This is a genomic window from Amaricoccus sp., assembly GCF_047602525.1.
GTDB lineage: Bacteria > Pseudomonadota > Alphaproteobacteria > Rhodobacterales > Rhodobacteraceae > Amaricoccus.
Map to the genome: position 1 here is coordinate 863,486 of NZ_JASGHB010000001.1, position 18,393 is coordinate 881,878.

Annotated in this window: 16 protein-coding genes and 3 pseudogenes; 8 read left to right on the plus strand and 11 right to left on the minus strand. The window is 69.1% G+C overall.

Features of this window, described 5'->3' with window-relative positions:
• Positions 1 to 62: 62 nt before the first annotated feature.
• Positions 63 to 605, minus strand: a complete 543-nt coding sequence (locus tag QM699_RS04705) for a DUF2244 domain-containing protein (protein ID WP_415010036.1) — start codon at positions 603 to 605, stop codon at positions 63 to 65.
• Positions 605 to 2,252, minus strand: a pseudogene (gene ctaD / locus QM699_RS04710) (cytochrome c oxidase subunit I). Before ctaD ends, QM699_RS04705 begins: the two are co-directional and overlap by 1 nt.
• Positions 2,253 to 2,416: 164 nt before the next feature.
• Between ctaD and QM699_RS04715 the strand changes: the two are divergent.
• Positions 2,417 to 2,866: an MmcB family DNA repair protein gene (locus tag QM699_RS04715; protein ID WP_415010037.1), complete on the plus strand. Its 450-nt coding sequence runs from the start codon at positions 2,417 to 2,419 to the stop codon at positions 2,864 to 2,866.
• Positions 2,867 to 2,881: 15 nt separating this feature from the next.
• On the opposite strand, the gene QM699_RS04720 is transcribed toward QM699_RS04715, so the two are convergent.
• From QM699_RS04720 to QM699_RS04735, 4 genes are all read right to left on the minus strand, one after another.
• Positions 2,882 to 3,634, minus strand: a complete 753-nt coding sequence (locus tag QM699_RS04720; RefSeq protein WP_415010038.1) for a sulfite exporter TauE/SafE family protein — start codon at positions 3,632 to 3,634, stop codon at positions 2,882 to 2,884.
• A 63-nt stretch (positions 3,635 to 3,697) separates the two neighbouring features.
• Positions 3,698 to 4,171, minus strand: a complete 474-nt coding sequence (locus QM699_RS04725) for an SLC13 family permease (protein WP_415010039.1) — start codon at positions 4,169 to 4,171, stop codon at positions 3,698 to 3,700.
• Entirely contained in the window at positions 4,168 to 4,692 is a 525-nt protein-coding gene (locus tag QM699_RS04730) for an SLC13 family permease (RefSeq protein ID WP_415010040.1), read from the minus strand. The genes QM699_RS04725 and QM699_RS04730 overlap by 4 nt, the downstream gene beginning before the upstream one ends.
• A gap of 231 nt (positions 4,693 to 4,923) precedes the next feature.
• Positions 4,924 to 6,108 (minus strand): M20 aminoacylase family protein, encoded by a 1,185-nt coding sequence (locus QM699_RS04735; protein ID WP_415010041.1) that lies wholly within the window; start codon positions 6,106 to 6,108, stop codon positions 4,924 to 4,926.
• A 282-nt stretch (positions 6,109 to 6,390) separates the two neighbouring features.
• Here QM699_RS04735 and QM699_RS04740 point away from each other — a divergent pair, with 282 nt between their 5' ends.
• The 7 genes and pseudogenes from QM699_RS04740 to QM699_RS04770 all read left to right on the plus strand — a co-directional run bounded on the left by QM699_RS04740 (position 6,391) and on the right by QM699_RS04770 (position 14,088).
• A complete protein-coding gene (locus QM699_RS04740; RefSeq protein ID WP_415010042.1) occupies positions 6,391 to 7,395 on the plus strand; it encodes an ABC transporter ATP-binding protein in 1,005 nt (334 codons plus the stop codon).
• Positions 7,388 to 8,450: pseudogene (locus QM699_RS04745) on the plus strand (ABC transporter ATP-binding protein). The gene QM699_RS04740 and the pseudogene QM699_RS04745 overlap by 8 nt, the downstream one beginning before the upstream one ends.
• 35 nt (positions 8,451 to 8,485) lie before the next feature.
• Positions 8,486 to 10,195, plus strand: a complete 1,710-nt coding sequence (locus QM699_RS04750; RefSeq protein ID WP_415010043.1) for a peptide ABC transporter substrate-binding protein — start codon at positions 8,486 to 8,488, stop codon at positions 10,193 to 10,195.
• A 360-nt stretch (positions 10,196 to 10,555) separates the two neighbouring features.
• On the plus strand, positions 10,556 to 11,566 hold the full coding sequence (locus QM699_RS04755; protein ID WP_415010044.1) for an ABC transporter permease: 1,011 nt from the start codon (positions 10,556 to 10,558) through the stop codon (positions 11,564 to 11,566).
• Complete coding sequence (locus QM699_RS04760) at positions 11,559 to 12,485, plus strand: ABC transporter permease (RefSeq protein ID WP_415010045.1); 927 nt, start codon at positions 11,559 to 11,561, stop codon at positions 12,483 to 12,485. The genes QM699_RS04755 and QM699_RS04760 overlap by 8 nt, the downstream gene beginning before the upstream one ends.
• A gap of 113 nt (positions 12,486 to 12,598) precedes the next feature.
• Positions 12,599 to 13,198, plus strand: a complete 600-nt coding sequence (locus tag QM699_RS04765) for a GNAT family N-acetyltransferase (RefSeq protein WP_415010046.1) — start codon at positions 12,599 to 12,601, stop codon at positions 13,196 to 13,198.
• A gap of 128 nt (positions 13,199 to 13,326) precedes the next feature.
• Positions 13,327 to 14,088 carry a Crp/Fnr family transcriptional regulator gene (locus QM699_RS04770; RefSeq protein WP_415010047.1) on the plus strand — a complete coding sequence of 254 codons (762 nt, stop codon included), beginning with the start codon at positions 13,327 to 13,329 and terminating at the stop codon, positions 14,086 to 14,088.
• Here the strand turns inward: QM699_RS04770 and ccoP are convergent.
• The 5 genes and pseudogenes from ccoP to fnrL form a co-directional block, all read right to left on the minus strand.
• Positions 14,058 to 14,927 carry a cytochrome-c oxidase, cbb3-type subunit III gene (ccoP, locus tag QM699_RS04775; RefSeq protein WP_415010048.1) on the minus strand — a complete coding sequence of 290 codons (870 nt, stop codon included), beginning with the start codon at positions 14,925 to 14,927 and terminating at the stop codon, positions 14,058 to 14,060. The genes QM699_RS04770 and ccoP overlap by 31 nt on opposite strands.
• Positions 14,917 to 15,099, minus strand: coding sequence for a cbb3-type cytochrome c oxidase subunit 3 (locus QM699_RS04780; protein ID WP_415010049.1), 183 nt, complete (start codon positions 15,097 to 15,099; stop codon positions 14,917 to 14,919). The genes ccoP and QM699_RS04780 overlap by 11 nt, the downstream gene beginning before the upstream one ends.
• Before the next feature lie 11 nt (positions 15,100 to 15,110).
• A pseudogene (gene ccoO / locus QM699_RS04785) lies at positions 15,111 to 15,831 on the minus strand (cytochrome-c oxidase, cbb3-type subunit II).
• Between the two features lie 16 nt (positions 15,832 to 15,847).
• Positions 15,848 to 17,458: a cytochrome-c oxidase, cbb3-type subunit I gene (gene ccoN / locus QM699_RS04790; RefSeq protein WP_415010050.1), complete on the minus strand. Its 1,611-nt coding sequence runs from the start codon at positions 17,456 to 17,458 to the stop codon at positions 15,848 to 15,850.
• 183 nt (positions 17,459 to 17,641) lie between these two features.
• Positions 17,642 to 18,370 (minus strand): transcriptional regulator FnrL, encoded by a 729-nt coding sequence (gene fnrL, locus QM699_RS04795; protein WP_415010051.1) that lies wholly within the window; start codon positions 18,368 to 18,370, stop codon positions 17,642 to 17,644.
• Between the last annotated feature and the right edge of the window lie 23 nt (positions 18,371 to 18,393).

Sequence of the window (18,393 nt, forward strand, 5' to 3'; positions counted from 1 at the left end):
CGGGGCGCCATGGCCTGCGACTCAATTTCACTCGATCCCGGGTCTTCACTCGATCCCCGTCTTCACTCGACCCCCGTCCGCAGTCCGGCCAGCGTTGCCTTGAGATCGCGACACAGCGCCTCGCGCTCGCCCGGGCTCAGGAAGGCGCCGAGCTCGATCTCGCGGCCGTTGCCCTGCAGCGTCAGGTAGCTCTCGACCGGCGCGTCGGAGCGCAGCCGGACGCGGACCCAGAACGGATTGGCATGCCAGGTCAGCACCCGGCCCCGTGGCTCGCGCCGCACCACGGTGATGAGGTCGTCCCAGAGCTTCAGCTCTTCGGACAGCTGGCCGTCGCGCTGGTTGCGCCGGATCGCGAGGTAGAGCGCCGCAAAGGCCGCGATCAGGAACGGCAGCATCCCCCAGGCGGCCTTGGTGCCGGCGAGCCCGACCAGCGGCGCTGCAAGGCCCGCGGCGAGCAGCGCCATGAGCCACGTCCCCATCGCCGGGGTCAGCGAGCGGTTCGGCCGAAGCGTCACCGCCATCAGCGGCGGATCCGACCGCCGGAACGGATCGGGGACGGACGCTCCGGCGTCCGCCCCCGTGTTCCTGTCCCTGCCGGGAGGCATCAGTGCGACCGGCTGTGATCCCACATGTCGGGCGTCGGCAGCGTCTCGAAGGTGTGCGCCGGCGGCGGGTTGGACAGCGTCCACTCCAGCGTCGGGTCGGGCTGCGGCCCCCAGTAGGCCGGATCGGTGACGCGCTCGCCATAGCGGATGGTGTAGAACACGATCCAGAAGAAGAACACGAACGACGCGGCCGACAGGAAGGCGCCGTAGGACGAGACCGTGTTCCAGAAGCTCGAACTGCACGGGATAGTCCATGTAGCGCCGCGGCATGCCCTGCCGCCCGAGGAAGTGCTGCGGGAAGAAGGTGAGGTTCGCGCCGACGAACATCATCCAGAAGTGGATCTTGCCGGCCCACTCGGGATACTGCCGGCCCGTCACCTTGCCGATCCAGTAGTAGACGCCGGCGAAGATGCAGAACACCGCGCCGAGGCTCATCACGTAGTGGAAGTGCGCCACCACGTAGTAGGTGTCGTGATAGGTCCGGTCGATGGCGGCCTGCGACAGCACGATGCCGGTCACGCCGCCGACGGTGAACAGGAACAGGAAGCCGAGCGCCCAGAGCATCGGCGTCTTGAACTCGACCGAGCCCCCCCACATCGTGGCGATCCACGAGAAGATCTTCACGCCGGTCGGCACCGCGATGACCATGGTCGCGAGCATGAAGTAGCTCTGCTGTGTCACCGACATGCCGACGGTGTACATGTGGTGCGCCCACACCACGAAGCCGAGCGCCGCGATCGCGATCATCGCGTAGACCATCGGCAGGTAGCCGAAGATCGGCTTGCGCGAGAAGGTCGAGATCACGTGGCTGATGATGCCGAAGCCCGGCACGATGATGATGTAGACCTCGGGATGGCCGAAGAACCACAGGATGTGCTGGTAGAGGATCGGGTCGCCGCCGCCCGCCGGGTCGAAGAACGTCGTCCCGAAGTTGCGGTCGGTCAGAAGCATGGTGATCGCGCCCGCGAGCACCGGCAGGGCCAGCAGGATCATGAACGCCGTGACCATGATCGACCAGGCGAACAGCGGCACCTTGTGCAGCGTCATGCCGGGGGCGCGCATGTTCATGAACGTGGTGATCATGTTGATCGCGCCGAGGATCGACGAGGCGCCCGAGAGGTGGACGGCGAAGATGGCGAAGTCCATCGACATGCCGCCCTCGGTGGTCGACAGCGGGGCGTAGAGCACCCAGCCGACACCCGTGCCGGTCAGCCCGTCGCCGCCGGGGGCGAGGATCGACAGCACCGCCATGGTCGCGCCCGCGACGTAGAGCCAGAAGCTCAGGTTGTTCAGCCGCGGAAACGCCATGTCCGGCGCGCCGATCATCAGCGGCATGAAGTAGTTGCCGAATCCGCCGAAGAGCGCCGGGATGACGACGAAGAACATCATCAGGATGCCGTGCCCGGTGATGAGCACGTTCCAGAGGTGGCCGTTCGGCTCGCCGTCGATGTTGAGGTACTGCACGCCCGGATGCATGAGCTCGAGGCGCATGTAGACCGAGAACGCCACGGCGACGATGCCGAGGGTCGCCGACACCACGATATAGAGGATGCCGATGTCCTTGTGGTTCGTCGACATGAACCAGCGGGTGAAGAATCCCGGCTCGTCGTGATGGTCTGCGTGCGAATGGGCGGCGGCGTCGGCCATGTGCTTGCTTTCTCCTGACGAGCCTCGCTGGCCCGGCCTCTCCCGGGGCCGGTGCTTTCCACCTCTCTAACGCGACCGTTACCGACCCTTCAAGCCCTGATGCCCGCGTGATGGCGACGCATGGTCGGACTTGACCGAGGCCGCGGCCCCGGCGATCAGGGGATATGGAGAGCCTTCTCGACGCGCTGCAGCCCGGCCAGCGGCTCGCCCGCGGCGTCAGCCGGCTGATGCGCAGCCTCGATTTCGCCCCGCTCCTCGAATTCGTGCCGGCGCCGGGTCTGCGCGTCGACGTGGCGGCGCTCGGGCCGAAGGGTGAGATCTGGGTCGTCGAGTGCAAGTCGAGCCGCGCCGACTTCGTGTCGGATCTGAAGTGGGGCGGCTATCTCGAGTGGTGCGACCGATTTTTCTGGGCGGTCGACGCAGCGTTTCCCGTCGAGCTGCTGCCCGCGGACGCGGGCCTCATCCTCGCGGACCCGTGGGACGCCGAAATCGTCCGCCTGCCCGGTGCGGTGCCGCTGCCCGGCGCACGGCGTCGCGCGCTCACCCAGCGGTTCGCGCGCACGGCGGCGGGCCGTCTCGCGCTGCTCGCCGATCCGCCGCCGGGCCTTGCCTGACGCGGGGGCGGAGGCTCACTTCAGGAAGTAGTAGACCGCGAGCGCCAGGCCGATCACGACCACGAAGCCCCGCAGCGCCGTCTGCGGCACCCGTTTGGCCGCGTACACCCCGGAATAGCCGCCGAGCGCCACCGCCGGGATCATCACGGCGGCCGCGGTCCAGGCGATCAGGCCGCCCGTGACGAAGACCAGGATGGCGACGGCGGCGATCACCACCGAGAGCAGGTTTTTCAGCGCGTTCAGCCGATGATAGTCGCCGGGCTGGGTCAGCCCCAGCGTCGCGAGCATCATCACCCCCATGCCGGCGCCGAAGAAGCCGCCATAGACCGCCGTCGCGAACTGCACGAGCCGCCCGCTGAGCGGGCCCAGCACCGCGACGTGCGCGCCGTCGGCCCGCTTCGGCTTCAGCCACGGTCCCGCGGCGAAGAGCCCGGTCGCGGCGAGCAGCAGCCAGGGCACCATCGCCCGGAACTCGGAATTGTCGAGCGCCAGCAGCGCGAGCGCGCCGGCGAGCGCCCCGGCCGCCGACAGGATCGCGAGCCCGATCGCGGTCTGGAGCGTGTGCACGATCTCGTCGCGATAGGCGATCGTCGAGGTGACATAGCCCGGGAACTGCGCGATCGACGACGTGGCGTTCGCCATCACCGGCGGCACGCCGACGAGGCTGAGCGCGGCGAAGGTGATGAAGGTGCCGCCGCCCGCGACCGCGTTGATCGCGCCGGAACAGAAGCCTGCGACGAACAGCATCGCGATGGACAGGAACGTCATGGGCATGGGCTCCGCGCGGAGAAGACCGGCTTTTCCCCCGGAACGCGCCCGACCGCAAGCGGCTCAGTGCAGTGGCCACACCACGATCAGCGCCGGCACCGACACCAGCAGCACCGGAAGCGACAGCGGCAGGCCGAGCCGGGGATAGTCGGCGAAGCGATAGCCGCCCGGCCCTATGACCAGCGTGTTGCACTGGTGCCCGATCGGCGTGAGGACGTCGCAGCCCGCGCCGATCGCCACGGCCATCAGGAACGCCTCCGGCCGGTAGCCGAGCGACCGGGCGAAGCTCGCGGCGATCGGCGCGACGACGAGGACGGTCGCGGCGTTGTTCAGGAACGGCGTCACCGCCATGGCGACCGCGAGGACCAGGAGCAGGGCACCCCAGCCCGGCAGGCCCGCGCCCACCTCGGCCAGCCAGTGCGCGAGCGTGTCGCTCGCGCCGCTCGTCCGCAGCGAGCCGCCGACCGGGATCAGCGCGGCCAGCATCACGAGGATCGGCCCGTCCATCGCCGCATAGACCTCGCGCGCCGGGATCACGTGGACATGGTGAAGCCCTCGCCCGTCAGCTCCTGCCGCACGCGCGAGACGACGATGTTCGGCGACGTGCCGATCTGGGTCATCAGCCCGCCGAGCAGCGAGCCGAACGCCATCGGCATGAGGAACGCCGACGGCGAGACGTTGGAGCGGCGGGCGAACTGGAAGGCGATCGGGATCATGATCGCGAGCGCGCCGATGTTCTTCACGAAGGCCGACAGCACGGTCACGACCCCGACGAGCAGCAGCAGCTGCATCCGCACGCGGGTGACGTTCGGGGCGAGCCGCCGGATCGCCGCCTCCATGATGCCCGTGCGCGCCACGCCGGCGCTGATCAGCAGCGCCGACCCGACGATGATGACGATGTCGTCGCTGAAGCCGCTGAAGGCGTGGTCGAAGGGCACGACCCCGACCGCGAGGATCAGGGCACAGGCCGCGACCAGATCGTAGCGAAAGCGTCCCCAGACGAACGCGGCCATCATCGCGGCGATGACGGTAATCGAGAGCAACTGCGGGGTGGTCATTCAGGGTTCCCTCGACGCCGTGCAGGTCAACGCCGATCCCGACTGCCGGTTGCGCTCGGGAACCTGCGAGCGGCCGAATGGCCTTCGTGCAAAGTTGACGAAGACGACCGTTGGCTAACGCAATGAGTTGAAAAGGTACGTCGGACGTGAAGTCCGTGAGTGCCACGCTTGCCGCTCATGCCGGAGGGGGTACTCCGACACAGCCCCGCTGGATCGTCCCCCCGGGGACGTTCAGCCGGTGGTGCCGCCCGCCGGCATCGCCGCCTCGACCAGCCGCACCCAGTAGGAGCATCCGACGGGAATCACCTCGTCGTTGAAGTCGTACTTCGGGTGGTGCAGGCCCGCGCTGTCGCCGTTGCCGACGAAGATGAAGGCGCCCGGCCGGGCCTTCAGCATGAACGAGAAGTCCTCGGCGCCCATCAGCGCCGGGGCGTCGGTGTCGACCCGGGCGGTGCCCACCACGTCCGCCGCGACCCGCGCGGCGAACTCGGTCTCCGCCACGGCGTTCGCCGTCACCGGATAGCCGCGTTCGTAGACGAAACGGGCGGTGGCGCCGTGCGCCGCGGCGACACCGGCGACGATTTCCCCCATGCGCCGCTCGATCAGGTCCTGCGTCTCGTCGTCGAGCGAGCGGGCGGTGCCGACCATCTCGACCTCCTCCGGGATGACGTTGGAGGCGTTGCTCGAGGTGCGCAGGCTCGTCACCGACAGCACCGCGGGCTTCAGGGGATCGGCGTTGCGCGATGCCACCTGCTGCAGCGCCGTGACGATCTGCGCCGCCGCCAGCACCGGGTCGACGGTGGCATGGGGCAGGGCGCCGTGGCCGCCCCGGCCGGTGACGACGATCGTGAAGGTGTCCGATGCGGCCATCAGCGGCCCGGGCCGCAGCGCAAAGTCGCCGACAGGCAGGCCCGGCATGTTGTGCAGGCCGAACACCTGCTCGATGCCGAAGCGGTCCATCAGCCCGTCCTCGACCATCTCCCGGCCACCACCGCCGCCTTCCTCCGCCGGCTGGAAGATCACCACCGCCGTGCCGTCGAAGTTCCGCGTCTCGGCCAGGTACTGCGCCGCGCCGAGCAGCATGGCGGTGTGCCCGTCGTGGCCGCAGGCGTGCATCGCCCCCGGCGTGCGCGAGGCGTGGGCGAGGCCGGTCGCCTCGGGCATCGGGAGCGCGTCCATGTCGGCCCGCAGCCCGATCACCCGCCCCGATCCGGTCGCCCGCCCGCGGATCACCCCCACGACGCCGGTGCGCCCGATGCCCTCCACCACCTCGTCGACGCCGAAGCCGCGCAGCTTCTCCGCCACCAGCGCGCTGGTGCGGTGGGTGTCGAACAGGATTTCCGGATGGGCGTGGATGTCCCGGCGCCAGTCGGCAATGGCCGGCGCGAGTTCGGCAAATCGGTTGACGACGGCCACGGCGGTTCCCCTTTCAGCATCAGTTGCCCGGCTGGCCGACCGGGCGGCGGTGCCGCTGACGGCGCGCGACGCATGGGCGGCGCTCATCCCGCCAGTGTCCCGGCCGGGGGGCGCAGGGTCAAGGCCGCTCGCCGCGTCGCGGTTGTCGCCAGGTCATTCATATGGCCGTCGCGGCCGGCGGCCAGTTCCCTGTTGTCGCGCAAGAACCTCTGGGCTTAGACTTGCCCTCCGATCGCAGAGCGGCCAGCCGGGTCCGGCCGGGCACCAGAAGGGGCGGGATGGATGCTTGATGGCCCTGCGCCGGTTCTCGAGGTGTCCGGGCTCCGGACGGTCTTCGCGACCCGCGACGGCTCGGTCCATGCGGTGAACGGCGTCAGCTTCGCCGTCGCGGAGGGCGAGATCCTCGGCGTCGTCGGCGAGAGCGGCTCGGGCAAGTCGGTGACGATGATGTCGCTCATGGGCCTGCTGCCGTCGCCGCCTGCCGAGATCGTCGGCGGCTCGATCCTCTACCAGGGCCGCGAGGTCCGGGACATGACGCCGCGGGAGATCCGCGCGCTGCGCGGCGGCGAGGTCGGCTTCGTGTTCCAGGACCCGATGACCAGCCTCAATCCGGTCTTCACCGTCGGCTTCCAGATCATGGAGCCCATCCGCAAGCACATGGGCCTGTCGAAGGCCGCCGCGCGCGCACGCGCCGCGAGCCTGCTCGCGCTGGTCGGCATCCCCGATGCGGAGCGCCGCCTCGACGACTATCCGCACCAGTTCTCCGGCGGCATGCGCCAGCGGGTGATGATCGCCATGGCGCTCTCCTGCGATCCGAAGGTGCTGATCGCCGACGAGCCCACCACCGCGCTCGACGTGACGATCCAGGCGCAGATCCTCGAGATCGTGCGCGAGTTGCGCGAGCGGCTCGGCACCGGCATCGTCTGGATCACCCACGACCTCGGGCTCGTCGCCGGCATCGCCGACCGGGTGATGGTGATGTACGCGGGCCTGATCGTCGAGCATGGGCCCGTGGCGGAGGTCTTCGCCCGGCCGCAGCATCCCTATACCCGCGCGCTGCTCGGCACCGTGCCGAGCGTCACCGAGGGCCGGGAGTCCCGCCTGCGCACAATCGAGGGACAGCCGCCGATCCTGATGGCGGCGCCGACCTCCTGTCCGTTCGCCCCGCGCTGCGGCCACGTCCTCGACCGCTGCCGCAGGGAGAACCCGCCACGCATCCCGCTGCCGGCCGGCAACGACGTCGCCTGCTGGTGGGATCCGGCAACCGACGGGCCGCGCGATGCGTGACGTCGCCGACCCGCCCCCTCGCGAGCCGCTGCTCCGCGTCGAGGGGCTGAAGATGCACTTTCCGATCTATCGCGGCGTGCTGCGGCGGCGGGCGGGCGAGGTGCGGGCGGTCGACGACCTGTCCTTCGAGATCGCCGCGGGCGAGACGCTGGGGCTCGTCGGCGAGTTCGGGCTGCGGCAAGTCGACGACGGGCAGGGCGATCCTGCGGCTGTTCGATCCGACCGCCGGCTCGATCCGCCTCGAGGGGCGCGAGATCTCCCGGCTCGAGGGCGGGGCGCTGCGGGCGATCCGGCCCGAGATGCAGATGATCTTCCAGGACCCGCAGGCGAGCCTGAACCCGCGGATGACCGTGGGCTCGATCATCGCCGAGCCGCTCGACGAGCACGCCAGCCTTCCGCGCGCCGCGCGCCGCGCGCGGGTGATGGAGCTGATGGACGCGGTCGGCCTCAACCGCCGCTTCGCCAACCGCTACCCGCACGAGTTTTCCGGCGGCCAGCGGCAGCGGATCGGCATCGCCCGGGCGCTGGCGCTGAACCCGAAGTTCATCGTCTGCGACGAGCCGATCGCGGCGCTCGACGTGTCGATCCAGGCGCAGGTGGTGAACCTGCTGCAGGATCTGCAGGACCGCCTGGGCCTCACCTACCTCTTCATCAGCCACGACCTCTCGATGGTGCGCCACATCGCCGACCGGGTGGCGGTGATGTACCTCGGGCGCCTCGCCGAGACCGGGCCGACCGACGCGCTCTTCACCCGGCCGCTGCATCCCTACACCGAGGCGCTGATCTCCGCCGTGCCGAGCCCCGATCCCGCCCTCGAAGCCCGGCGCCGGCGGATCATCCTCAAGGGCGACGTGCCGAGCCCGGCCAAGCCGCCGTCGGGCTGCGTCTTCCACACCCGGTGCCCCAGGGTCTTCGACCGCTGCCGCGTCGAGGTGCCGGCGCTGCGCGATCTCGGCGCCGGGCGGCGGGTCGCCTGCCACCTGCACGACACCCCCGTCGCCCCCGGCCGGCCCGGTGCCGGCCCGGGCGGCGATCAACCAAGGGCCGCGGCATGAGCGCGCGCCCGTCCTGCAACTGAGGAGCGTTTCCGATGAAGCTCAGACACCTCATGACCGGAGCGGCGCTCGCCGCCCTGTCGGCCACGCTGTCGGCCCCGGCGGCCTTCGCGGAGCGCGGATCGGACGGCCAGCTCAACATCCTGTACTGGCAGGCGATCTCGATCATGACGCCGTACCTGTCGAACGGCACCAAGGATCTGCAGGCGGCGAGCCTCGTGCTCGAACCGCTCGCCCGCTACGACGAGAAGGGCGACCTCGTGCCGTTCCTCGCCGAGGGGATCCCGACCGTCGAGAACGGCGGCGTCTCGAAGGACCTGCTCACGATCACCTGGAAGCTCAAGGACGGGCTGGTCTGGTCGGACGGCACGCCCGTGACCGCCGACGACGCGGTCTTCACCTGGCAGTACTGCACCCACCCGGACGGCGGCTGTGCCCAGGCCTCGAACTTCTCCGACGTGAAGTCGGTCGAGGCGGTCGACCCGCGGACGATCAAGGTCACGTTCGACGTGCCGAAGCCGTTCCCCTATGGGCCGCTCGTCGGGGCGCAGGCGCCGATTATCCAGAAGGCGCAGTTCGCCGACTGCCTGGGGCCGAAGGCGCCGGAGTGCACCAAGGCGAACACCTATCCGATCGGCACCGGGCCGTTCCGGGTGGTGGACTTCAAGGCCAACGACGTGGTGACGCTGGAGGCGAACCCGAAGTATCGCGACCCGGCCAAGCCCGCGTTCGCGACCGCGGTCATCAAGGGCGGCGGCGATCCGGCGAGTGCCGCGCGCTCGGTGCTCGAGACCGGCGAGTACGATTTCGCCTGGAATACCCAGGTCGAGCCGGAGATCCTCGCGCAGATGGTGGCGGCCGGGAAGGGCGAGGTGCTCTCGGCGTTCGGCACGCTGCTCGAACGCCTGCAGGTGAACCAGACCGATCCCGATCCGGCGCTCGGGGCCGAGCGCTCGACGGTCGCGCATCCGCATCCCTTCCTGACCGACGAGCGGGTGGTGAAGGCGCTGTCGCTGGCGATCGACCGGGAGATCCTCGTCGAGACCGGCTATGGCGAGGCCGGCAAGTCGACCTGCAACTTCATCCCCGCGCCGGAGATGAACGTCTCGCCGAACAACGACTGGTGCAAGACGCAGGACCTCGAGGGCGCGAAGAAGCTGCTCGACGAGGCGGGCTGGACCGTCGGCTCGGACGGCATCCGCCAGAAGGACGGCAAGAAGCTCTCGATCCTCTACCAGACCTCGACCAACTCGGTCCGGCAGGCGGCACAGGCCCTCATCAAGCAGTGGTGGGAGGAGATCGGCGTCGCGGTGGAGCTGAGGAACATCGACGCCTCGGTGTTCTTCGGCGGCGATCCGGGCTCGCCCGACACGCTGCAGAAGTTCTATGCCGACGTCGAGATGTACGCGAACGAGTTCGACGGCACCGACCCGGAGAAGTACCTCGGGGAATGGACCTGCGGCGAGATCCCGGCGCCGGACACCCAGTGGCAGGGCGGGAACACCTCGCGCTGGTGCAACAAGGACTTCGACGCGACGATGGCGGAGCTGGCCAAGACCTCGGGGCTCGAGGAGCGGGCGAAGGTCATCATCAAGGCGAACGACCTGATCGTGAATTCGCCCTCGATCATTCCGCTGGTGCATCGCGGCCGCCTGTCGGCGGCGTCGAAGACGCTCGGCGGCGTGAAGATGAACGCCTGGGACAGCGAGCTCTGGAACGCGGCCGACTGGTATCGGTTGAAGTGATGTCCGCGGCCCGGTGCCCCACGGGGGACCGGGCCGAGCCGCCCGAAGCGTGAGGTCGGGGGATTTCGCGCGTGAAACAGCGGGTAAGCCAATGAAGGTGCTGGCGTTGGACATGGTTGGTTGTCGGCTGCCGCGCGCGGGGCGTGAGGGCGCGGCGCGGGTTGCGCGTTCGGGACGCCTCCGGCGGGAGTATTTTCGCCGAGAAAAAGCACCGGAACGGGCTGCGCGGACGGCGGGCGTGAGCGGCGCGCGGGGAGGGGGGAGCCGCCCAAGGTGCCGCCATGGCTCGATCGCCGGCGGGATCGGGGCGCCTTCCCTGTTGCGGAGCCGCCGTTCCATACCGAGCGCCGGAGCGGCGCGATGCTGAGCTACACGCTGCGCCGCCTGCTCTTCGCCATCCCGACGCTGCTCGTCATCAGCTTCATCATCTTCGCGCTGCTCGACCTGTCGCCTGGCGATCCGACGTCGAACCTGCCGCTCACCATCCCGCCGGAGGTGCGCGAGAAGATCCGCGAGAGCCTCGGCCTCGGGCAGCCGTTCCATGTGCGCTATCTGCTCTGGCTGCAGCAGTTCTTCATCAACGAGCCGCTCACCCTGATCGAGAAGTGGACCGGCTGGAGCATCGGGTCCGGCGAGCGGCTGCGGGTCATCAGCTGGCAGACCCGCTCGCCGGTGGCGGACCTGATCCTGCAGCGCCTGCCGCAGACCCTCTGGGTCGTCGGGCTGGCCTATCTCGTCGGCGTGCTGATCGCGATCCCGCTCGGGGTGATCTCGGCCTACCGGCAGTACTCGTGGGTCGACCAGTTCGCCACGCTGTTCTCCATGGTCGGATTCTCGGTGCCGACGTTCTTCACCGGGCTCGCGCTCATCGTCATCTTTGCGGTCAAGCTGCAGTGGCTGCCGACGATCTACGACACCAACCTGCGCGTCACCGACGGCCATACGCTCTGGTTGCAGATACGCCAGATGATCCTGCCGGTGACGGTGCTCGCCCTCTACAACGCCGCCCAGATCAGCCGGTACATGCGCGCGGCGGTGCTCGACAACCTGAGCCAGGACTACGTGCGCACGGCGCGGGCCAAGGGCATGGGCGAGCGGACCGTCCTGCTGGTCCACGTCCTGCGGAACAGCCTCATCCCCGTCGTCACCGTGATCGCGCTCGGCGTGCCGAGCATCTTCGGCGGCGCGATCATCACCGAGCAGATCTTTCGGGTGAACGGTCTCGGCCAGCTCCTGATCTCGGGCATCCAGTCGGCCGACCTGCCGCTGGTCCAGACGCTGACCTTTCTGTTCGCCGTGCTGATCGTGCTCTTCAACCTGATTGCCGACGTGCTCTACGGCATCCTCGACCCGCGGATCCGCTATGACTGAGGCCACCGTCGCCGTTGCCGCCCCCGCGGAGATCGACACGCCGCAGCGCAGCCTGTGGAGCGACGTGTGGTTCCAGTTCCGCCACCACCGCGGCGCCATGGTCGGCGTGGTGATCTTCGGCCTCATCGTCTTTCTGGTGATCGCCGGGCCGTGGATCTGGAACGCCGATCCGAGCTACATCGACGTCAAGGCCCGCAACAGCTGGCCGACGCTCAAGCACCCGATGGGCACCGACAACATCGGCCGCGACATCTTCGCCCAGGTGCTGCAGGGCGGCCGGGTGTCGCTGCTGGTCGGATTTACCGCGATGCTGATTTCGCTGGTGGTCGGGACGACGGTCGGCGTCCTTGCGGGCTACTTCCGCCGGCTTGACGGCATCCTGATGCGGGTGACGGACCTGTTCCTCGCCCTGCCGCTGCTGCCGCTGCTCCTCGTCATCATCATGCTGTTCCGCGACACGCTCCGCGCCGCCTTCGGGCCGGAGACCGGGATCTTCCTGCTCATCGTCTTCATCATCGGCATCACCAGCTGGATGAACACCGCCCGGATCGTGCGCGGCGACGTGCTCGGGATCAAGGAGCGCGAATTCGTCGTTGCGGCGAAGTCGGTGGGGGCGCCGTCGCGGCGGATCATCCTGCGGCATATCCTGCCGAACGTGCTGTCGCCGATCATGGTGTCGGCCACGCTCGGGGTCGCCAATGCCATCATCACCGAATCCGCGCTGTCGTTTCTCGGGCTCGGGTTTCCCTCGGACTTTCCCACGTGGGGCCGGCTGCTGTTCGACGGAGCGAACTTCATGACCCTGACGCCGGCGCGGGTGATCTGGCCCGGGCTCGCCATCTCGATGACCGTGCTGTCGATCAACTTCATCGGCGACGGTCTGCGCGACGCGCTGGACCCACGGATCCGCGGCCGCTGAGCGGAGAGATTTCCAGCGGCACTCGCTAACGCAACATATCGTTAGCACATGCGGGATGAAATCAGACGGGGAAGGCGCTATCTTCGCGTACTCGAAACGGTGGGAGCGCAGCGATGGCGTTCGGATATCCGCAAATGAGCTTCATCGGCTACCCGATCCCCATTCCCTGCCGGGGACATTCCGGGTTCGGTCTGCGCACCGCCGTCGATCGGGACGCGCCCGTCGTGCTGGAGCACTATCTGCGGCTCAGTCCCGATGACCGGCGGATGCGCTTCTGCGCGACGATGGGGCCGGCGGCGCTGGAGCGGCACGTGGAGCGGATCGGCTCGCGCGGCGGCGTGGTGCTGCTCGCCTTCGACGGGCCGCTGTTCAAGGCACCCTTCCTGCGGCCCGGGGCCGTGCGGGCGGTGGCCGAACTGGTCGGCACCGGCAGGGAGATGGAACTCGGGATCAGCGTCGACTCCGGGCTGCGCCGGCGCGGCATCGGCACCGAGCTTGTCGAGACGGCGGCGCATCTGCTGGCCCCGCGCGGCGTGCGCACGATCCGCGCGTACACGCTGCCGGGCAATCGGTCGTTCCTGGCCGTGGCCCGGCACTGTGGCGCCACGGTCGAGGTCGGTCCCGATGAGGTCGAGGTCTGCTTCGAGGTCTCCGCCCTGCGCCGCTCCTACCTGCGCCGGCGTGCCGGAAACGCCTTTCGTCTCGGGCGCTGACCGGCGGGCCGTGCCGGGCCGCAGGCACAGGGCCGGCATGGGGAACCCGGACGGCGGCCAGAACGTTTCTTGCCAATAACGCAGTGATGCGGGGCCGCTCCGCCATCTGCGCTTGGCGAGGCAAAGGCATGAGCGATCTTCGAATCCGTGAATTGAGCGAAGCTGTCCTGCGAGGTCATGGCTGGCTGTCGCATCAATCCGACTCCCTCGCCGACGAGGTGCTGCGTCGGGGCCTGCCGCAGCGGTTTGGTCCCAACAGCGAAATATTTCGGCCGGGCGATCCGGCGGGCGGGGTCTATGCGGTGGTCGACGGGCTGGTGGTGCTGACGGTCGCGCCTGTGGGGCTGCCGCGCGCCTTGGTGCAGCATGTCGGCATCGGCACCTGGCTCGGGGCCCTGCCGTTCTTCGGGGAGACGCAGCGGGCGACGTCGCTGCGGGCGGTCAACGAGACCGTGCTCTTCCACCTGCCGCTTCGGGCGATGGAGGCGATCGTCTCTGCCGAGCCGCGCGCGCTCCGGGCGTTCGGCGAGATCGCGGCCGATGACGGTGCGTTGTGGCTGCGGGTGGTGGAAGACCTGCTGCAGCCTGATACCGGGCGCCGGGTCGCGGCGACGCTGCTCCGGGCGACGCGGGACGGGCGGGTGCGGGTGCCGCTGACGCAGCTCGACCTTGCCACCATGGCGAACGCCTCGCGGCGGCAGGTGAATACGGTGCTGCAAGGCTTCGCGTCCCGGGGCTGGATCGCCCAGGGCTACGGGTCGGTCACGGTGCTCGACGCCGAGGGGCTGCGCCGCTCGCTCGAGGATGGCGGCCCGGCCGGCGCCGACACCGGGCGCCGGATGGAGGAGTGCGTCGGCGCCTACTCGCCGCCGCCGAGCGTGTTGACGTAGATCGCCACCTTGGCAATGTCCGCCGGGCTGAGCCGGGCCCCGAACGCCGGCATCTGGCCGTGGCGGCCGTGCAGGATCGTGGCGTGGATCGTCGCCGGATCGCTGCCGTAGAGCCAGATCGCGTCGGTCAGGTTGGCCGAGCCCACGTCCCGCATCCCCTTGCCGTCGTCGCCGTGGCACGCGGCGCAGTTGTCGGCGAAGAGCGGGTGCGACGCGGCGGCGAGCGCCGGGTCCTCGGCATGGCCCGAGAGCGACAGCACGTACTGGACGAGGCCGTCGATCTGCGCCGGTTCGAGCACGCCGTCGAAGGCAGGCATTTCGCCGACGCGCGTCTCGTCGTCGGCATCGAAGCGGATGCCGTGGGTGACGGTCTGCTGGATCGTCTCGACGTCGCCGCCCCAGAGCCAGTCGTTGTCGAGCAGGTTGGGATAGTGGCCGATCACGCCGCCCGCGCCCGCGCCGTGGCAGGGGGCGCAGTTGTTGCGGAAGACCGCAGCACCGCCAGCGGTGGCATAGCGCAGCAGCTCCGGGTCTTTGGCGGCGGCGGCGAGGTCTCCCGAGACGAGCCGCTCGTCGAGCGCGGCATTCGCCGCGCTGGCGGTGGCAAGTTCGGCCGCGACGTTCTGCCGGCTGGAATACCCGAGCAGACCCGGGGTCGCGCCGCTGACCAGCGGCCATGCGGGCATGAGGATGGTGTAGATCACCCCCCAGATGATGGTGCCGTAGAGCGTCCACAGCCACCACTTCGGCATGGGCGTGTCGAGTTCCTTGATCCCGTCCCATTCATGGCCGGTCGTCTCGGTCTGGGTCGCCTCGTCGACCTCGCGCTTATCGGCCATCGGAGTCGTCCTTTGGGTGGTCGTCGTTGCGGAAGATCTGCATGGCCGCCTCGGATTGCACCGAACGCGCCCCGGGGCGGAAGATCCACAGGGTGATGCCGCCGAAGAAGACAACCATGCTGAGCAGGCCCCAGCTGTCGGCCAGGTGGCGGAGGAGGGTGTATCTTTCCATGGCGTCCTCGGTCAGCGGCTGGCTTCCGGCTCGAAGGTCGAGAAGTCGACCAGCGTGCCGAGCATCTGCAGGTAGGCGATCAGCGCATCGAGCTCGCTCACGCCCGGCTGGCCGTCGAAGCTGCGTGCCTGCGCCTTGGGGTAGCGGGCGAGCAGCGCGTCGACATCGCCCGAGTCGGGGTTCGCCTGCGTGCGGAAGTCGGCGGCGGCGTTCGCGATCATCTCGTCGGTGTAGGGCACGCCGGTCTCGCGGTGCGTCGCCATCACCCGGGCGATCCGGTCGGGCGAGAGCGGCGTCTCGGCCAGCCACGGATAGGCGGGCATGATCGACTCCGGCACCAGATCGCGCGGGTTGTGCATGTGCGCGACGTGCCAGTCGTCGGAATACCGGCCGCCGACGCGGGCGAGGTCCGGCCCGGTGCGCTTCGAGCCCCACAGGAACGGGTGATCGTACATCGATTCGGCCGCGAGCGAGTAGTGACCGTAGCGGTCGACCTCATCGCGCATGACGCGGATCATCTGGCTGTGGCAGACGTAGCAGCCTTCCCGCACGTAGATTCTCGCGGCCCGCCAGCTCCAGCGGGCTGTAGGGGCGCATGCCGTCCACCTTCTCGATCGTGTTGTCGAGGTAGAACAGCGGCACGATCTGCACCAGGCCGCCGACCGACACGACGACGAGGCTGAGCACCAGAAGGGCGAAGGCGTTGGTCTCGGCCCACTTGTGAAGCTTCATGAACATGGGTCGATCCTCACTCGGCCGGCAGAGAGGCAGGGTCGGGGGTGCGGGCGGCGCCCGCGCCGGCGATCGTCTGCCAGAGGTTGAAGGCCATGATGAGGCCGCCGGCGAGGTACATCGTGCCGCCGAGCGCGCGCACCACGTACATCGGGTGCATCGCCGCCACCGAGTTGATGAACGAGTTCACCAGGAAGCCCTGATCGTCGATCTCGCGCCACATCAGGCCCTGCATGATGCCGCCGACCCACATGGACGCGGCGTAGAGCACGATGCCGATCGTCGCGAGCCAGAAGTGCCAGGAGACGAGGCTGAGCGAATAGAGCCGCTCCCGGCCCCAGAGCCGCGGCGTGAGATAGTAGAGCGCGCCGAAGGTGATCATCCCGTTCCAGCCGAGCGCGCCGGAATGCACGTGGCCGATCGTCCACTCGGTGTAGTGGCTGAGCGAGTTGACCGCGCGGATCGACATCATCGGCCCCTCGAAGGTCGCCATGCCGTAGAAGCCGACGGCGACGACGAGCATCCTGAGGATCGGGTCGGTGCGGAGCTTGTCCCACGCGCCCTGCAGCGTCATCAGGCCGTTGATCATGCCGCCCCAGCTCGGCATCCACAGGATGATCGAGAACACCATGCCGAGCACCTGCGCCCAGTCGGGCAGGGCAGTGTAGTGCAGGTGGTGCGGACCGGCCCAGATGTAGAGGAAGATCAGCGCCCAGAAGTGGATGATCGACAGCTTGTAGCTGTAGATCGGCCGCCCGGCCTGCTTCGGGATGAAGTAGTACATCATCCCGAGGAAGCCCGCGGTCAGGAAGAAGCCGACGGCGTTGTGGCCGTACCACCACTGCACCATGGCGCCCTGCACGCCGGGGAAGACGATGACCGATTCCGAGCCCCAGATCGACACCGGGATGGCGAGGTTGTTCACCACGTGCAGCATCGCGATGGTGACGATGAAGGCGAGGTAGAACCAGTTCGCCACGTAGATGTGGGGTTCCCTGCGCTTCACGATCGTCATCAGGAAGACCGCGAGGTAGGCGACCCAGACGATCGTGAGCCAGAGGTCGACGTACCACTCGGGCTCGGCGTACTCCTTGGACTGGGTCTGGCCGAGCAGGTAGCCGGTGGCGGCGAGCACGATGAAGAGGTTGTAGCCCCAGAAGACGAACCACGCCGTCTTGCCGCCCCAGAGCCGGACGGCACAGGTGCGCTGCACCACGTAGAACGACGTCGCGATCAGGGCGTTGCCACCGAAGGCGAAGATCACCGCCGAGGTGTGCAGCGGGCGGAGGCGGCCGAAGCTCGTCCACGGCAGATCCCAGTTCAGCAGCGGGAACGCCAGCTGGAAGGCGATGTAGACCCCGGCGAGAAAGCCGACGACGCCCCAGAACGCGGTGGCGATCACGCCGTAGCGTACCACCTCGTCCATGTAGCCGGTGGCGGGCGTCGGGCCGTCCGGGTCCTTCGGGCCCTTTCCGGCGACGCTGATCGTCCAGAAGAACATCACGGCGGCCAGCGCCATCAGCAGGAGGGCGTGCGTCCGGTAGGCGACATCCTCGCCCCAGTTCGCCCCCATGGCGAAGAACAGGATGAGCAGGCCCCAGCCTGTAATCTTCAATGCGTCAGACATGACGTCCCCCGAGCCGCGGGCCACTCGCAGGCCCGCCATCTCGTTCGCTCGCACGGGCGCGGGGTGTGATCATTGACTCAGATCAAGGGACCGTGATCGTCGATGCAGCGACCGCGCCCGTGGCGAGCACGTCCGGGCGGCGACGGATTCTCGCGTCCGCGGGTCCGGCCGGCGTCGGCGGGGTCAGACGGCCTCGCCGGCCGCCGTCTCGAGACCGTGGAGGTCGAGGATGTCGAGCGCGCGCTGGGTGCCGAGCGCCACGAGACCGTCGCGGCTGAGGGCACCGAACTGCCGGCTGACGGTCTCGATCGTGAGGCCGAGATAGTCGGCGATCGCCTGCCGGGTCAGGCGCAGGGGCACCCGCTGTCCGTCCGCGGAATCGCCGCCGACCAGGGCCGCGTCGCGTCGCGCGATCATCAGCACGAGGCTTGCCACCCGCTCGCGGGCGCTCTTGCGGCCGAGCAGGGTCATCCACTCGCGGGCGGCGTCGAGCTCGTCGAGCATCATGGCGAGCAGCCGCCGCTCGATCAGCGGATTGGCCGCAAGCAGCCGCTCGAAGTCGGCCTTGCGGAAGGTGCAGAGCGTCACCGGCGTGGCGGCAACGATGTCGTAGTCGATGCGCGACCGTCCGGGCCGGCCGACGAAATCCGACGGCAGCAGCAGCCCCACCATCTGCCGCCGGCCGTCGGGCAGCAGGGTGGAGATCTGGGCCACCCCCTCGACGACGGAGCCGACGACGCTCGGCTCGTCGCCCGACGAGGTGATGGTCTGGCCGGAGGCGTAGCTGCGATACCGCTTGATCCGCTCCAGTTCGGCCAGCGCCGTCGCGTCGGCGTGGGCGCAGACCGCGCGCAGGCGGATCGTGCAGTCGACGCACCTTAGCTGGCCTGATCCGGCGGCCGTGAGGCTCATGCGGGACTGTGACATGCGGTTCA

Excerpts from the sequence above, each read along its gene's own strand:
- QM699_RS04705 (WP_415010036.1), bottom strand. The coding sequence starts at position 605 with ATGCCTCCCGGCAGGGACAGGAACACGGGGGCGGACGCCGGAGCGTCC.
- QM699_RS04715 (WP_415010037.1), top strand. The coding sequence starts at position 2,417 with ATGGAGAGCCTTCTCGACGCGCTGCAGCCCGGCCAGCGGCTCGCCCGC.
- QM699_RS04720 (WP_415010038.1), bottom strand. The coding sequence starts at position 3,634 with ATGACGTTCCTGTCCATCGCGATGCTGTTCGTCGCAGGCTTCTGTTCC.
- QM699_RS04730 (WP_415010040.1), bottom strand. The coding sequence starts at position 4,692 with ATGACCACCCCGCAGTTGCTCTCGATTACCGTCATCGCCGCGATGATG.
- QM699_RS04740 (WP_415010042.1), top strand. The coding sequence starts at position 6,391 with ATGCTTGATGGCCCTGCGCCGGTTCTCGAGGTGTCCGGGCTCCGGACG.
- QM699_RS04750 (WP_415010043.1), top strand. The coding sequence starts at position 8,486 with ATGAAGCTCAGACACCTCATGACCGGAGCGGCGCTCGCCGCCCTGTCG.
- QM699_RS04755 (WP_415010044.1), top strand. The coding sequence starts at position 10,556 with ATGCTGAGCTACACGCTGCGCCGCCTGCTCTTCGCCATCCCGACGCTG.
- QM699_RS04760 (WP_415010045.1), top strand. The coding sequence starts at position 11,559 with ATGACTGAGGCCACCGTCGCCGTTGCCGCCCCCGCGGAGATCGACACG.
- QM699_RS04765 (WP_415010046.1), top strand. The coding sequence starts at position 12,599 with ATGGCGTTCGGATATCCGCAAATGAGCTTCATCGGCTACCCGATCCCC.
- QM699_RS04770 (WP_415010047.1), top strand. The coding sequence starts at position 13,327 with ATGAGCGATCTTCGAATCCGTGAATTGAGCGAAGCTGTCCTGCGAGGT.
- ccoP (WP_415010048.1), bottom strand. The coding sequence starts at position 14,927 with ATGGCCGATAAGCGCGAGGTCGACGAGGCGACCCAGACCGAGACGACC.
- QM699_RS04780 (WP_415010049.1), bottom strand. The coding sequence starts at position 15,099 with ATGGAAAGATACACCCTCCTCCGCCACCTGGCCGACAGCTGGGGCCTG.
- ccoN (WP_415010050.1), bottom strand. The coding sequence starts at position 17,458 with ATGTCTGACGCATTGAAGATTACAGGCTGGGGCCTGCTCATCCTGTTC.
- fnrL (WP_415010051.1), bottom strand. The coding sequence starts at position 18,370 with ATGAGCCTCACGGCCGCCGGATCAGGCCAGCTAAGGTGCGTCGACTGC.